Annotated in this window: 17 protein-coding genes; 9 read left to right on the top strand and 8 right to left on the bottom strand. The window is 63.6% G+C overall.

Translation table 11 applies throughout. The annotated features are described in order from the left end of the window. The first annotated feature begins 63 nt into the window (after nt 1-63). Genes zds through SynA1544_RS13045 form a run of 3 tightly spaced genes read left to right on the top strand, consistent with a single transcriptional unit; the run spans nt 64 to nt 2,448 of the window. Nucleotides 64-1,530 carry a 9,9'-di-cis-zeta-carotene desaturase gene (zds, locus tag SynA1544_RS13055; protein ID WP_186514083.1) on the top strand — a complete coding sequence of 489 codons (1,467 nt, stop codon included), beginning with the start codon at nt 64-66 and terminating at the stop codon, nt 1,528-1,530. Further along, nucleotides 1,530-1,967 (top strand): SRPBCC family protein, encoded by a 438-nt coding sequence (locus tag SynA1544_RS13050; RefSeq protein ID WP_115009301.1) that lies wholly within the window; start codon nt 1,530-1,532, stop codon nt 1,965-1,967. Before zds ends, SynA1544_RS13050 begins: the two co-directional genes overlap by 1 nt. After that, on the top strand, nt 1,930-2,448 hold the full coding sequence (locus tag SynA1544_RS13045; RefSeq protein ID WP_186514082.1) for a hypothetical protein: 519 nt from the start codon (nt 1,930-1,932) through the stop codon (nt 2,446-2,448). The genes SynA1544_RS13050 and SynA1544_RS13045 overlap by 38 nt, the downstream gene beginning before the upstream one ends. On the opposite strand, the gene SynA1544_RS13040 is transcribed toward SynA1544_RS13045, so the two are convergent. From SynA1544_RS13040 to SynA1544_RS13020, 5 genes are all read right to left on the bottom strand, one after another. Further along, nucleotides 2,424-3,221, bottom strand: coding sequence for a uroporphyrinogen-III synthase (locus SynA1544_RS13040; protein WP_186514081.1), 798 nt, complete (start codon nt 3,219-3,221; stop codon nt 2,424-2,426). The two genes, SynA1544_RS13045 and SynA1544_RS13040, sit on opposite strands and share 25 nt — an antisense overlap. After that, on the bottom strand, nt 3,218-4,420 hold the full coding sequence (locus SynA1544_RS13035) for a glycosyltransferase family 2 protein (RefSeq protein WP_186514080.1): 1,203 nt from the start codon (nt 4,418-4,420) through the stop codon (nt 3,218-3,220). The genes SynA1544_RS13040 and SynA1544_RS13035 overlap by 4 nt, the downstream gene beginning before the upstream one ends. A gap of 65 nt (nt 4,421-4,485) precedes the next feature. Then, entirely contained in the window at nt 4,486-6,087 is a 1,602-nt protein-coding gene (locus SynA1544_RS13030) for a glycoside hydrolase family 3 N-terminal domain-containing protein (protein ID WP_186514079.1), read from the bottom strand. After that, complete coding sequence (rbfA, locus tag SynA1544_RS13025) at nt 6,068-6,490, bottom strand: 30S ribosome-binding factor RbfA (protein WP_115080513.1); 423 nt, start codon at nt 6,488-6,490, stop codon at nt 6,068-6,070. The genes SynA1544_RS13030 and rbfA overlap by 20 nt, the downstream gene beginning before the upstream one ends. Continuing rightward, nucleotides 6,490-6,696: a DUF751 family protein gene (locus SynA1544_RS13020; RefSeq protein WP_006850467.1), complete on the bottom strand. Its 207-nt coding sequence runs from the start codon at nt 6,694-6,696 to the stop codon at nt 6,490-6,492. Before SynA1544_RS13020 ends, rbfA begins: the two co-directional genes overlap by 1 nt. Nucleotides 6,697-6,755: 59 nt before the next feature. On the opposite strand from SynA1544_RS13020, the gene SynA1544_RS13015 reads away from it, so the two are divergent. Next, a complete protein-coding gene (locus SynA1544_RS13015) occupies nt 6,756-7,481 on the top strand; it encodes a glutathione S-transferase family protein (protein WP_186498206.1) in 726 nt (241 codons plus the stop codon). Here SynA1544_RS13015 and SynA1544_RS13010 read toward each other — a convergent pair. Next, on the bottom strand, nt 7,447-8,124 hold the full coding sequence (locus tag SynA1544_RS13010; protein ID WP_186514078.1) for a DUF6816 family protein: 678 nt from the start codon (nt 8,122-8,124) through the stop codon (nt 7,447-7,449). The two genes, SynA1544_RS13015 and SynA1544_RS13010, sit on opposite strands and share 35 nt — an antisense overlap. Between SynA1544_RS13010 and SynA1544_RS13005 the strand changes: the two genes are divergently transcribed. Further along, the gene (locus tag SynA1544_RS13005) at nt 8,123-8,386 is read left to right on the top strand and encodes a chlororespiratory reduction protein 7 (RefSeq protein ID WP_115009308.1); all 264 of its coding nucleotides are present in this window, start codon (nt 8,123-8,125) and stop codon (nt 8,384-8,386) included. The genes SynA1544_RS13010 and SynA1544_RS13005 overlap by 2 nt on opposite strands. A 3-nt stretch (nt 8,387-8,389) precedes the next feature. Here the strand turns inward: SynA1544_RS13005 and SynA1544_RS13000 are convergent, their stop codons facing one another. Continuing rightward, entirely contained in the window at nt 8,390-8,965 is a 576-nt protein-coding gene (locus SynA1544_RS13000) for a shikimate kinase (protein WP_186514077.1), read from the bottom strand. Between the two features lie 51 nt (nt 8,966-9,016). Between SynA1544_RS13000 and SynA1544_RS12995 the strand changes: the two genes are divergently transcribed. The 4 genes from SynA1544_RS12995 to SynA1544_RS12980 are packed head-to-tail and all read left to right on the top strand — an operon-like array spanning nt 9,017 to nt 12,267. Beyond that, nucleotides 9,017-9,937: a 6-carboxytetrahydropterin synthase gene (locus SynA1544_RS12995; RefSeq protein WP_186514076.1), complete on the top strand. Its 921-nt coding sequence runs from the start codon at nt 9,017-9,019 to the stop codon at nt 9,935-9,937. Nucleotides 9,938-9,948: 11 nt separating this feature from the next. Beyond that, nucleotides 9,949-10,641: a dihydrofolate reductase family protein gene (locus SynA1544_RS12990; protein ID WP_186514075.1), complete on the top strand. Its 693-nt coding sequence runs from the start codon at nt 9,949-9,951 to the stop codon at nt 10,639-10,641. Nucleotides 10,642-10,674: 33 nt separating this feature from the next. Further along, a complete protein-coding gene (locus tag SynA1544_RS12985; protein ID WP_186514074.1) occupies nt 10,675-11,850 on the top strand; it encodes a GNAT family N-acetyltransferase in 1,176 nt (391 codons plus the stop codon). A gap of 9 nt (nt 11,851-11,859) precedes the next feature. Next, nucleotides 11,860-12,267, top strand: coding sequence for a DUF4346 domain-containing protein (locus SynA1544_RS12980; RefSeq protein WP_186514073.1), 408 nt, complete (start codon nt 11,860-11,862; stop codon nt 12,265-12,267). Between the two features lie 3 nt (nt 12,268-12,270). On the opposite strand, the gene SynA1544_RS12975 is transcribed toward SynA1544_RS12980, so the two are convergent. Beyond that, complete coding sequence (locus SynA1544_RS12975; RefSeq protein WP_186514072.1) at nt 12,271-13,845, bottom strand: B12-binding domain-containing radical SAM protein; 1,575 nt, start codon at nt 13,843-13,845, stop codon at nt 12,271-12,273. Between the last annotated feature and the right edge of the window lie 17 nt (nt 13,846-13,862).

Genomic DNA, 13,862 nt, shown 5'->3' with positions numbered 1-13,862 from the left:
GCAGGCTCGCGCTCTCACTCTATGAACGCTCATACATAGAGTCGCCTTAGTTGACCAGATCATGTGCGGGTCGCGATCGTTGGTTCCGGCCTCGCCGGCCTCTCCGCTGCAGTGGACCTCGTGGATGCGGGCCATGAGGTGAATCTCTACGAAGCCCGTCCCTTTATGGGCGGCAAGGTGGGCAGCTGGGTGGATGAGGGCGGTAACCACATCGAGATGGGGTTGCACGTCTTCTTCTTCAATTACGCCAACCTCTTCGCTCTGATGCGCAAGGTGGGAGCGTTCGAGAACCTTCTGCCCAAGCAGCACACGCACCTGTTCGTGAACAAGGGGGGCGATCTGCGGGAGCTGGATTTCCGCTTCCCCATCGGCGCACCCTTCAACGGCCTCAAGGCCTTCTTCACCACACCGCAGCTCAGCTGGATCGACAAGCTGCGCAATGCCCTGGCCCTGGGCACGAGTCCGATCGTGCGGGGTCTGGTGGATTACGAGGGGGCGATGCACACCATCCGAGCCCTCGACTCCGTCAGTTTCCAGGACTGGTTTGTGGGCCATGGCGGCAGCCCCGAAAGCATCCGGCGGATGTGGAATCCCATTGCCTATGCCCTGGGCTTCATCGACTGCGAGGCCATCTCCGCCCGCTGCATGCTCACCATCTTCATGATGTTTGCGGCCAAGACGGAAGCCTCCAAGCTCAATCTGCTGAAGGGATCACCCCATCGCTGGCTCACGGGTCCGATCCTCGACTACATCCAGCAGCGTGGAGGCAAGTTGCATCTGCGTCATCGGGTGAAGCAGGTGGACTACAGCGAGGGTGACACCCCTGAGATCACTGGCCTGCAGCTGGGAACGCCCGAAGGAGACATTCGTGTTGAGGCTGACGCCTACCTGGCCGCCTGTGACGTGCCCGGGATTCAGAAACTGCTGCCCGAGGCCTGGAACCGTTACCCCCAGTTCAAGGCGATTCATCAGCTGGAGGCTGTACCCGTGGCCACGGTTCAGCTCCGCTACGACGGCTGGGTGACCGAGCTGGGAGATGCCCAGGACGCCCAGCGCCGGGATGTGGCGACACCCACGGGGCTCAACAACCTGCTGTACACGGCTGATGCCGATTTCAGCTGTTTTGCCGATCTCGCCCTGGCCAGTCCGGAGGATTACCGCAAGGAGGGAGAGGGCTCTTTGCTCCAATGCGTGCTCACCCCTGGTGATCCCTGGATTCCCAAGTCGGTTGATGAGATCGTGGCCCACACCGACCGTCAGGTGCGCGAGCTGTTCCCCTCGGCCCGCAATCTCAAGCTCACTTGGAGCAACGTGGTGAAACTGGCGCAGTCGTTGTACCGCGAAGCCCCGGGCATGGAGCCCTACCGCCCGGAGCAGCGCACGCCGATCCGTAATTTCTTCCTGGCCGGCAGCTACACCCGTCAGGACTACATCGATTCGATGGAGGGGGCCACGATGAGCGGTCATCTGGCGGCGGCGGCCATCCTCGATCAGCCGGTGAAGCTGGCCACCAATGCGGCGGTGGCCTGATGGGACGCTGGCTCGAACACACGGTCACCTCCGAGGTGCAGGCCCCGGCCGCCAAGGTCTGGGAGGTCTGGAGTGATCTCGAAGCGATGCCCCGTTGGATGCGCTGGATTGAGTCGGTCAAACCCCTCGACGACCCTGATCTCACCGATTGGACTTTGGCGGCACAGGGCTTTCGCTTCAGCTGGAAGGCCCGGATCACCCAGCGGGTTGAAGCCCAACAACTGCACTGGGAATCAGTGGGTGGCCTGCCCACCAAGGGTGCCGTTCGCTTTTATCCCGAAGCCGACGACCGCACTGTGGTCAAGTTGAGCGTGACCTACGAATTGCCGAGGGTCTTGGCACCGCTTATGGAACCCAGCATCCTGGGGGGCATCGTGACCAAGGAGCTTCAGGCGAATCTTGACCGTTTCCGTGACCTGGTGGAAGCAGGCGGCTAAGCATTGGCTTGCCCCCGTTGCCGTGTTGGTGGTCGTGGGGGGCTGTGGTGGCGAAACGCCAACGGCCACGGCGCTGCCATCGGTTCCAGTGAAACCTGAGCCGCTTCCGGAAACCTCAGAGGTTCAGGCCCCGCCGATTGGCCTGACCCCTCTGCCTTCGGCTGAGGAGGTGCAGCAGGCTGCCCCCGGCGGCCGGGCGGATCCCTTTGCTCCTCTTGTTGGTGTGGAGGCTGCGGATGCTCAGGACCCCACGACTGGCCTTGCCCTGACTGGCGTTTTGTTGGTGGGAGATCAGAAACGAGCCATCGTGACCACCCCCAACGGCAGCGGTGTGATCTGTGTGGGCGCAGAGGGCCGCTGCGGTGCGGATGCTCCGCTGTTGCTGCCGACTGGATGGTCGGTGCTCAGTATTGATGTGGAGCGCGGTTGCATTCGCTTCGCGCTGAACGATGAGCCTCAGGATCCCTTCTGCATCGCCTGAGCGCAGGCTTCGGCTAACCCTTCGAGATCGTGGGGGTCGGCCTCAGCATCCACCCGGCCGAAGCATTGGCGGCAGCTGCGACTGGTCTGGGGGCCGATTGAAACCAGCTTCACCCCCTCCAACCGTTCAGCCCAGCCTGGACCGAAGCGCTGTTCCAGCAGCTGCGCGGTGTGCTCCGCTGTCTTGCCGCTGCTGAAGGCGATGGCATCAACGTCACCTCCCTCCAGGGCGGTCGCTGTGGGCTCCGGCATCGTGGCGGGGCAGCCGGACTCATAGGCCGCCACTTCCACCACACGCACCCCGGCTTCACCGAAGGCGTCCGCCAGCAGGGTGCGACCACCGCTCTGCACCCGTGGAAGGAGCATCTTGAGACCCCAGCCCGACACCGGGAAGTGATCGATCAAGCTATCGGCCACGAAGCTCGGAGGCACGAAATCAGCGGCCGCCCCAAGGTCGTCCAGCACCTGCGCCGTTTTGCGGCCCACCGCGGCAATCTTGAGACTGGCGGGGCGTCTGGCCAGGCAACGGCCGAGGCGTTGCAGCCTCTGTTCCACGGCCTGCACGCCATTGGCGCTGGAGAACACCAGCCAGTGAAAGCTCTCCAAGTCCTCGAGGGCGTCATCCAGAGGACCCCAGTGGTCGGGTGGTCCGATCACCAGGGCAGGGAGATCCAGCACCGTCGCCCCCCGCTGCTCCAGCAGCTGGCGCGCGGCTCCCTGCTGGTCGGCCGCGCGGGTGACGACCACCGTTCGGCTTTGCAAGGGCTGGCTCAAGCGACAGCCTCCCCGTCCAGCTTCACCACCCCCTCCACCCTTTCGCGCAGCTGCTGAGCAGCGTCAGCGTTTCCCTGAGCCTGAAGCAGGTTGATGGCGCGGATGAAGCTGCCGCGAGCTGCGTCGATGTTGCCGCCCAACAACTGGGCCACGGCATTGTTCTGATGGCACTCAGCGTTGTTGGGATCCAGGGTGAGGGCGCGCCCGTACGCCTCCAGGGCCGCGGCGAGGTCGCCGCGGCGCCGTTGCATCAGCCCCAGGTTGTACCAGGCGAGGGCCACTTCCGGCGCCCGCTGGGCGGCGGTTTGGGTGAGGCTGATCGCTTCTTCCAGGTTGCCCTGGTCCATCAGTCGAGCCGCCAGGTTGAGGCGGGCTCCAAGACTCACCCGAGTGTCCAGCGGAATCTCCAGGGCCTGCCGGTAGCAGCTCACCGCCTTGTCGGGATCACTGGGGGTCAGGGCCAATCCCAGGTGCAGCAGCAGTTCATAGCGTTCGGCACCGGCTGAACTGCACTGCTTCAGGCCGGTTTGCAGCAAGGGAATGGCGTCTTCGTTCTTGCCCTCACTGATCAACAGCCCCCCGAGCTTGGCGCTGGCGTAGGGATCACCGGGACGCTCCTGCAGATCAGCCTCCATGGCCTGCCGCAGCCGATCGGCCTTGTCGCTGCCCGCCAGTAGTTCCGGTCGGTAGCCGTCATGGAGGATTGCCGGCTCACTGCAATCGGCGATGCGCCATTGGGGTTCGGCGTCCAGCAGGGTGCGAACGCTGTCATCGATCATCGAGTGGTATGGCCGGCTCCACCGGATCGAGGGGTGGCGGCGGAACAGACGACTGACGCTGGAATAGGGAGCCATGGCAGCCCCCACCTCGTAACGCAGCAGGTTGATCACCAGCACATCGGGCTGGGCCATCAGGGCTTTGAGTGCGGGGATGGCCTCGGGGCGCAGTTGTTCATCGGCGTCCAGCACCAGCACCCAGTCGCCCTTGAGAAACTCCAGGGCCTGGTTGCGGGCTGGGGCGAAGTCCCCCGGCCAGGGAATCTGCTCAACCCGGGTTCCGGCCGCTTCGGCGATGGCCACCGTGGCATCGGTGGAGCCGGTGTCCACCACCACCATCTCGTCGGCGAAGCCCTGTACGGAGCGTAGGCACTCCCCGAGACGCGCCTCTTCATCCCGCACGATCATCGAGAGGCTGAGCATGGCCGGCCGGCTTGAGGTTGGCGCGAGGTTAAGTGCGGTTGGCCAGTGCGGTTGGTTGGTGGTGGTCAGTCGGTGAACGCACCGCTGTTGCCGGTCGGCGTCGCGTTGGGGAACAGTTCGGTGAGCACCTGGCGTTGGGCTTCCTGCATTTGGCCGGCGGAATAGGCGGCAGGGCAGCTGCCGGGCAGAAGGGGCTTCAGGCTGTCCCAGAGGTAAGGGCTGCCGTAGACCACGACTCCGGCCAGCCGGTTGAGGGCGATCAGTTGCTGGATCGCTGCGGCCCAGGGTTCTTGGGCATCCCGTCCGGCGCGGAAGGGGTTACCCCGCAGGAACAGCTGCAGCAGCACCGCTCCATCGCCGAGGCGGTCCATCGCCAGGGGCGCGTCCGCTTGGCCGCTCCAGGGCGATAGCCCTTCGCCATGAAGCACGATTGAGCGAAATCCTTGTGCTTCAGGAGTGCGCAAGGCCGGGGACCAGCCGCTGAGGGCGGCTGCGCTGGGCACCATGGCATCCACGCGCACCAGGTTGATTCCTGCTTGTGGAAGAACCTTTGCTTCGCCGACCGTGATGCTGTGACGCACCAGATCAGCCTCAAGGGCTTGCTCGTCTGCGCTGACGATCGGACTTGAAGCTGTGCTGGTGGGGATCGATGCCAGGGCGTGGGCCCGGCGCTGCAGGCTCTCGTCCAACCTCTCGAGGCACAGCCTTCCACTGCTGAAACCGTCGCAGAGACCATCGATGGCGGCATCCGCATCGGCCGGCATCAGGATCAGGTCGGCCCCTGCTTCAAAGGCCAGCACAGCTGCTTCGGCGGCGCCGTGCCGTGCGCTGATCGCTTCCATCACAAGGGCATCGGTTACCACCAGCCCGTTGAACCTCATCTGGCGCCGCAGCAAATCGGTGAGCACGGCTTTGGAGAGGGTGGCGGGCTGCTGCGGATCCAATTCCGGCAGCACCAGATGGGCCGTCATCACGCTCTCCACGCCGGCGGTAATGGCGGCCTGAAAGGGCGGAAGTTCGATCTGCGCCAGCCGTTCGCGGCTGTGGGGCAGCACCGGCAGGTCCAGATGGGAGTCGCTGCTGGTGTCGCCGTGGCCGGGAAAGTGCTTGGCGCATCCGAGCACCCCCGCTTTCTTGAGCCCCCGCTGGAACGCCACCGCCAGGGCACTGGCAGTGTTGGGATCTTCGCCCCAAGCCCGCACATTGATCACAGGGTTGGCGGGGTTGTTGTTGACGTCGCACACCGGCCCCAACACCCAGTTCAGGCCACAGCGGCGGGCCTGTTCGCCGGTGCAGCGGCCATAGCGCTCACTCAAATCCAGGGCCAGCTCGGGCTCCCGCTGGTGGAGTCGCCCGAGGGCCAGGGGCGGCACCAGCCAGCTGGCCCCTTCGAAGCGCTGGCCAACGCCCTCTTCAACGTCCGCGCAGACCAGCAACCGCTGCTCACTCCAGCCCTGCAGTTGCTGGGTGCGTTGTTGCAGCTCAACAGCGCTGCCCCCTAGCAGGATCACTCCACCAACACCATCCCGCAGCAGGCGCTGCAGTTCGCTGTTTGGAAGCTCCCACTGCGGGTAGCGACGCTGTTGGTCGCTCAGATGACCACTGGCCCGCACCACCAGCAGTTCCGCTACGCGGCGCCGCAGGCTGTTAGCGGGCCGGCTGTTCATCACTGCCTGGCTGTTGATCACTCCCGGGTGGAATCTCGCCCCGCTGCTGCCGCTCGTCTTCGAGGCGATTCAGCAGTCCCAGAACGGAGGTGCCGCGTTCCAGACCCCGATCCAGCTGGAACACCACTTCGGGGGCGCGTCGCATCTGCAGCCGCCGCCCCAGTTCTCCCCGCAGGAAGCCGCTGGCGGCCTGGAGCCCCTCGAGCACCTGGTCGCGCTCCTGAGCTTCCCCAAACACGCTCACGAAGATCTTGCAGTGCTGCAGATCGCCGGACACCTCCACTTCGGTGATGCTCACCATGCCTTGGTGCACCCGTTCATCACGGATGCCGTTGATCATCAGTTCGCTGACTTCTTTGCGGATCAGGGCTGCCACCCGCTCCACTCGACGCCCCTGTGCCATCACGCCATCGGTGCTGAATTCACCATGGCACGCAGCACCAAGGTGAGGCTGATTCCACCGCTGATCAAGGCGCCGATCAAGGCCACGGCCGTGACGGGATTGCTCCGGCGTGCGGCCAGGGGTTCGGCGACGGAGTTCATCACCCCGAGGGTGAAGGCGATCAAGTAACGGGGGTAACGGGAGACGTTGAGGAAAAACTCCCGCATGGTTCTGGCGTGCTTGCAAATCTGCTGGCTACTCTGCCGGGCCCATGGCTGTTTTGGACATGTTGGAGCTGCATCAATTCCGCCATTCCGCGTTTTGTCTCAAGGTGCGGATGGTGTTGCAGGCCAAGGGGCTGAGTTTCCGCACCGTGGAGGTGACCCCCGGTGTCGGCCAGGTGGCTGTGTTCCGGCTGTCCGGCCAACGGCAGGTGCCCGTGCTGGTGGATGGGGATCAGGTCATTGCCGACTCCAGCGCCATTGCGCTGCATCTGGATCAGCGGGAGCCGGATCCTGCCCTGATTCCCACCGATCCGCGCCAGGCTGCCCAGGTGCATCTGCTGGAGGATTGGGCCGACACCACCCTGGCCATGGCGGGTCGCTCCTCTTTGGTGCAGGCCGCGGCACTGGACCCCGAGCTTCGGGTTGCTCTGCTGCCCGACGATCTGCCCGACCCCGTGCGTTCGGTGATGGGCGTGATCCCTGGCGGTTGGGTCAGCAATATCACTGAACTGGTCAACCAGAAGGAGCGCACCGAGCTGCTGGCCAGCCTGGAGCAGTTGGCCTCATCCGTGCAGACCAGCCCTTGGTTGGTGGGCGACAGCATGACCCTGGCCGACATTGCCGTTGCCGCTCAGTTGTCGCTGCTTCGCTTCCCCTCTTCTGCGGGTTCGGCCCTGGCCGGCAAGGGCGTGCCTGGGCTGAGCGATCACCCCAAACTGCAGCCCCTGTTCCAGTGGCGCGACCAGATCGAACTCAAATTGATGGAGCGGACCCTGGAAGAGGTGTGAAGCGCAATCGGTAGTGGTGCTGGGCGATGGCCTGATCCCGCAGGCTCTCGCCCGGCGAGGCGTAGCGCCCTTGCCATTGCTCGGCGCAGATGTCCTTGCCGCAGCGGTTGTAGCGGCTCAGGGTTTCGATCCGGCTCAGCCGCGGCGGTCCGGGCGCATGCAGGATCTGCAGCACCAATTCATCGGCCAGGAAGGTGTCGGTGCTCGGGCTCTCCTGGCGGCGGCCCGTCACCGTGGTCTCGAGATAGAGATCTCCCTTGAGTCGGGCAATCTGGCGGTTGGCGGAGTCGGGGTCTTCTTCCACCTTCAGCAGTTGCTCGCCAAGCAGGGCTCGACCGATGGCTGTGGCGTTGAAGCTGCGATCGCCGACCAGTCGACCGCGCCGGTCGGCTTGAAATCGTGCTTGATGCAGCAGCGGTGGATCGTTTGGGGCATCGAGATCAATGCTCTCCACCTGCCAAAGCCCGGCAAACCAGTCGGGGTAAATCAGGTCGTCCCGATTTGAGGGCCGCGGCAATGGTGCCGGCAGGCTCCAGTCGGGCCAACTGTTCAACCGCTGCTCAAGACCTGTCTGGGCCCCGGCGGGGCCGCCACTGAGCAGGATGGTGAGGCTGATCAGCAGCATCCACAACCGCCGTTCCATGTCTGATCCCCTGATCCGTGCCCTTGATGACTATGTGGTGCTGGAGCCCGGCAAGCCGGAGCAGCTGCTCAGCGCTGCCGACACGTTGACATGGCTGAGCGGTTGGTTGCGCAGCCTCGATCAGTTGCCGGCCGATCTGGCAGATCAACCGGATGTCGATGCAGCGGCGCAGCGGTTGATCGATACGGCCTGTGATCTGGAGATCAGCCCCGGGGTGACCTTGCAGTGGTTTGCGGTGCGGTTGGAGCCGCCCACCGCTTGAGATTCAGTCGTTTCGGCGTTGGGTCGGATCCTTCAGCAGGCTTGGCACCAGTTGCAGGATTCCGTCGGCCACGGCCTCTGGGGTTTCGTCGTTGATCACCACCGTCAGATCGGCCTCGGCATAGAGGGGACGACGCTCGTTCAACAGCGCGTTCAGAGCCGCCTCTGGATCGGCGGTTTGCAGCAACGGGCGCACGGTGCTGTCAGCGTTCAGCCGCTGCAGCAACTGATCGGGCACCACATCGAGCCAGATCACGATGCCGCTGTGGAGCATTCCCCAGTTCTCCGGCTGGGTCACCACACCGCCACCTGTGGCCACCACCAGCGAGTGGCGCTGACTGATCGCACTGAGCACCTGGCTTTCCAGGCTGCGGAAGCCCGCTTCGCCATCCCGATCAAAGATGTCCGGGATGCTGCAGCCCGCCGCCTGTTCGATCACGGCATCGGCATCCACAAAGCCGTAGCCCAGGCGTTCGGCCAGGGGGCGGCCCGTGCTCGTCTTGCCGCTGCCCATCATTCCCACCAGATAGAGGCTGCGCCCGGCAAGACGCTGCTTGAGGGTGGGGGTGGAATCCGCCATGACTCGGAAACGGCATTAGCTCATTAGGATGCCTCGCGGCCGGAACGTCACATGACTGAAACGAAGTCACAAGCACGGCACGGCCAAGGTCGTGGTTGTGTCATCACCCGGAGGGCCTGTTTTAGTGCCAGCCATCGCTATTGGCTGCCAGAACTGTCCGCCGATGACAATGCCGCCCGTTTCGGGCCCTGCGCTTTGGCTCCTGGCCATGGGCACAACTATGAGTTGATTGTCTCCATGGCTGGTGGTCTGGACGCCGACGGCATGGTGCTCAACCTCTCGGAGGTGAAGCACGCCATCCGCAACGAGGTGACGGGCCAGCTCGATTTCCGCTTCCTCAATGAGGCCTGGCCGGAATTTGACGTTGCCACCCCTGAAGGGTGCCTCCCCACCACCGAGGCCCTGGTGCGGGTGATCTGGCAGCGCCTCAGCCCTCATCTGCCGATCACGGCGCTGCGCCTCTACGAACAACCGGGCCTTTGGGCCGACTATCTCGGACATCCCATGGACGCCTTCCTCACCATCCGCACTCACTTCGCCGCCGCTCACCGACTGGCCCGTCCGGAACTCAGTCAGGAAGAGAACGAAGCGATCTACGGCAAGTGCGCACGTCCCCACGGCCATGGCCACAACTACCTGGTGGACGTGACCGTGCGTGGTGAGATTGATCCCCGCACCGGGATGGTCTGCGACCTCTCCGCGCTGCAGCGCCTCGTGGATGATCTGGTGGTTGAGCCCTTCGACCACACCTTCCTCAACAAGGACGTGCCCTTTTTCGAGGAGTGCGTGCCCACGGCTGAGAACATTGCCTTGCACATCGCTGATCGTCTCTCCAGCCCGATCAAGGCCATCGGCGCCAGCTTGCACAAGGTGCGGCTGCAGGAGAGCCCGAACAATGCGGCCGAGGTTTACGCCGAAGCACCGCAACTGGAGATGTCCCCAGCTGCCCTTGATGCCGTGGCTGCCGTCTGATCGACGGCTTGATGCCCCACCGCCCCACTCCCACACGCCCCACTCCTTCTCGACCCTTCGTGCGGCTGGTGTTGGCCATCAGTCTCGATGGCCGCCTTGCTCCCCATGAAGGCGGTGCCGCCCAGCTGGGGGGTGAGGGAGATCGGCGTGCCCTGGAGCAGGCGCTCGCCTGGGGGGATGCCTGCTTGATCGGTGCCGGAACCCTGCGGGCCCATCAGTGCACCTGCCTGATCCGCAGCCCTCAGCTGCTTGAGCAACGCCGAAGCGAGGGGCGCGCAGAGCAGCCGGCCGCTGTGGTGGTGAGCCGATCCCCCGAGTTCTCAAGCACCTGGCGGTTTTTTGATCAGCCGCTTCAACGTTGGCTGCTGGCTCCTGAACCTGTGGATCAAGGTTTTGATCGTTGGTTCCCTTTGGCACCAACCTGGCCGGAGCGGCTCAAGGCGCTTGGAGCGGCTGGGATTCAGCGTCTGGTGCTTCTGGGTGGCGCCCAGCTCAGCGCCGATCTGTTGCAAGCCGATTGCGTCGATGCCCTCCAGCTCACCTTGGTGCCCCAGCTTTTGGGCGGCCGCTTCAGTTGGTTGCCTTGCACCGATGTGCCGTTGCCAGCTGCCTTGGCGCAACCGGGTGCTTGGCAGTCCGATGGCGCTGAGGATCTCGGGGACGGTGAGTGGCTGGTTCGCTACCGACGGATCCGATCTGGTTAAGGTCGTCGCACCTAGGCCAAAGGCACCGTCGCAATGACGTCACTCACGGCCCGCTGGCATCGCTCCATCAGAGAAATCCCGGAGCAGCAGTGGAACAGCCTGGTCGGAGACGCAGCGATCCCCTTTTACCGGTGGAGCTGGCTGGAGGCCTTGGAAAGCTCTGGCAGCATCATTCCCGAGCAGGGCTGGCAGCCCCTGCATCTGGCCCTCTGGCGTGATGACATCCCGATTGCGGTGGCTCCGCTGTTCCTGAAGGGCCACAGCTATGGCGAGTTTGTGTTCGACCAGACCTTTGCCCGTCTGGCGGCGGATCTGGGGCTGCTCTACTACCCCAAGCTCCTGGGCATGAGTCCGGTCAGCCCAGTGCTGGGCTACCGCTTCCATGTGCGATCTGGCGAAGATGAAGCTCTGCTCACCCGGGAGTTGCTGCGGGCGATCGATCGCTTCTGCGAACAGAACGGGATCCTCAGCTGCAATTTCCTCTACGTGGATCCGCAGTGGCGGCCTCTGGCGGAGGCCGCCGGCTGTGCCACCTGGCTGAACCAGCAGAGCCTGTGGAGCCGCGGCGACGACCAGACGTTTGAGGATTATCTCAAGGGTTTCAATGCCAACCAGCGCCGCAACATCAAGCGGGAACGCAAGGCTGTGGCCAAGGCCGGGATCACCGTGACCCCCCTCAGCGGCGATCAGCTGGATCTGCCGCTGTTGCAATCCATGCATCGTTTCTACGAGCAGCACTGTGCTCGCTGGGGACCGTGGGGCAGCAAGTATCTGGAAGAGGGCTTCTTTGAAGCCTTGGCACAGCTGCACCGCGATCAGCTGGTGCTTTTTTCTGCCCATCGAGGTGACCCGCGAGATCCGGTGGCGATGTCGATGTGCGTGCAGGACGGCCGACAGCTCTGGGGCCGCTACTGGGGCAGCCACGAGGAGATCGATTGTCTTCACTTCGAAGTCTGTTATTACGCTCCGATCGAATGGGCCCTGGCCAACGGCATCGTCAGCTTTGACCCTGGAGCTGGTGGCAGCCACAAACGCCGGAGAGGCTTTGTGGCCCGTCCCCACGCCAGCCTGCACCGCTGGTATCAGCCTCAGATGGATCAGTTGATCCGCGCCTGGTTGCCCAAGGTGAATGGCTTGATGCTGGAGGAAATCGAGGCGATCAACGCGGAGCTGCCCTTCAAAGCAGAACCTCCGGCCTTGGCTTTGTAGGTTGAAGGCATGACCACAACCCCGGAAGCACCGGCATCCACCGCTGCGGCGATGGATGCTCTTGATCAGCGCCTGTCCCAGCGGTTCATCGCTCTGGATCCCAGTGGCTATTTCTTGATCAAGCTGGATCGTGATGCGGCCGAACTGGTGCTTGAGCACTACGGCAACACCATTGATGACAAGGGGTTGGCCCGAGATTCCGAGACCGGTGAGGTGTTGCGGTGCGACGGGGGCAATGCTCCTCGGCGCCCTTCAGCGGTTTACCGCGGCAGTACGGCCAAACAGATGGGCATCCAGCTCACGGAAGGGGAAGCCCCACACCCAGTCAGTCGCCTCGACCATGCCCTTTATTTGGGGCGGGAGTTGCAGAAGGCTGAGCAGTGCCTGCGTGACGGCACGTTATATGTGCAGGACTGAGGATCAGGCCGGCTGCAGTTCTTTGGCTGCTGTGGGTTCTTCGGGGGGCAGTGATTCCAGCTGTTCGCGGATTTCCTGCTGAACGATCGAGCGGTATTCGAGGAAGTGCTCGTTGTGGGCCAGCACCGATAGGAACTGTTCAACCAGGGCGGGGTTGTTGCGGGCCATGCCAAACAGGTAACGCCAGAAACGGGTGCGGGTGTTGCGCTTGATGCCCTGCCGCCACACCACGATGCTCAGCGCCTTGAGGTCCACCAGGCTCGGCAGTTTGGCCGCGGCTTTCCAGCGGGGTGCGCCCATCTTCAGGTAATAGCTGTAAACCCGGTCCATGTAGGCGTTGGGTTCGTACAGCGCGCAGAACGCGTCCACGTACTCGTTGGCGATGTCGCGGATCGGTCGGGTGGGTTTGAAGTTGAGCAGGTTGGTCTGGTTCACGCCCTTGGCGGCGTCTTCCCCCTGAATCAAGCGACCTTCCCGCTCCAGCCGTGCCCAAAGGGCTGTTTTGGGCAGGGCCTGCAACATGCCCATCATCGCGGCGGGGATACCGGTGCGGGTGACAAAGTCCACGATGCGGTGGCCTGCGCCATCCTTCTCGCCGTCGAAACCGATAATGAAACCCGCCATCACGCGGATTCCGTTGGCGGTGATCCGATCCACGGCGGCATCCAGTGGGTTGCGCGTGTTCTGCACTTTGCGAGCCGTTTCCAAACTCGCTTCGTCCGGGGTTTCGATGCCCAGAAAGACGCTTTCGAAGCGCGCGTCGTGCATCATCCGCATCATTTCCTCGTCGTCGGCCAGATCCACGGAGGCTTCAGTGGAGAAGCTGAAGGGGTAGCCCCTCTCCTCCTGCCAGGTGCGGATCTGCGGCAGCAGCAACTTGGCGTTGCGCTTGTTGCCGATGAAGTTGTCGTCCACCAGAAAGATCGAGCGCCGCCAGCCCAGGTCGTGCAGATATTGCAGCTCTGCCACCAGCTGTTCGGGGGTCTTGGTGCGGGGCTTGCGGCCGTAGAGAACGATGATGTCGCAGAACTCGCAGTTGAAGGGGCAGCCCCGTGAGAACTGCACGCTCATCGAGTCATAGGCCTCGAGTTGCAGCAGATCGAAGCGTGGAATCGGGGTGGCGGTGACGTCTGGCTTGTCTCCCTCGGCGGTGAAGCGACCAGAGGTCTCTCCCCGTTCCAGGGCATCAAGGAACATCGGCAGGGTGATTTCCCCTTCATCAAGGATCTTGAAATCCGCCAGATCCAGTTCCGGTGCATCCGGTGTGGAGCTTGCGAAGGGGCCACCAACGGCCACAGCAAGGCCTCTCTGCTTGGCCTTACTGATCTGCACAGCCATGTCGTCCTTCTGGACGATCATTCCCGAAATAATGATCAGCTCGGCCCAGTTCCACTCCTCGTCCGTCACCTCCCGCACGTTCCGGTCCACCAGCTTCATCTCCCAGTCCTGAGGGAGAAGTGCTGCCACGGTGACCATCCCCAATGGAGGCAGCAGCACTTTGCGATTCACCAGTTCGAGAATCTTTTCGTAACTCCAGAAGGTCTTTGGGAACTCGGGATAAATGAAAAGCGTGCGCATGGCGTCGGGCGTTGATG

Source organism: Synechococcus sp. A15-44, assembly GCF_014280115.1.
Taxonomy (GTDB): domain Bacteria; phylum Cyanobacteriota; class Cyanobacteriia; order PCC-6307; family Cyanobiaceae; genus Parasynechococcus.
This window is presented reverse-complemented; position numbering and strand designations above follow the sequence as displayed.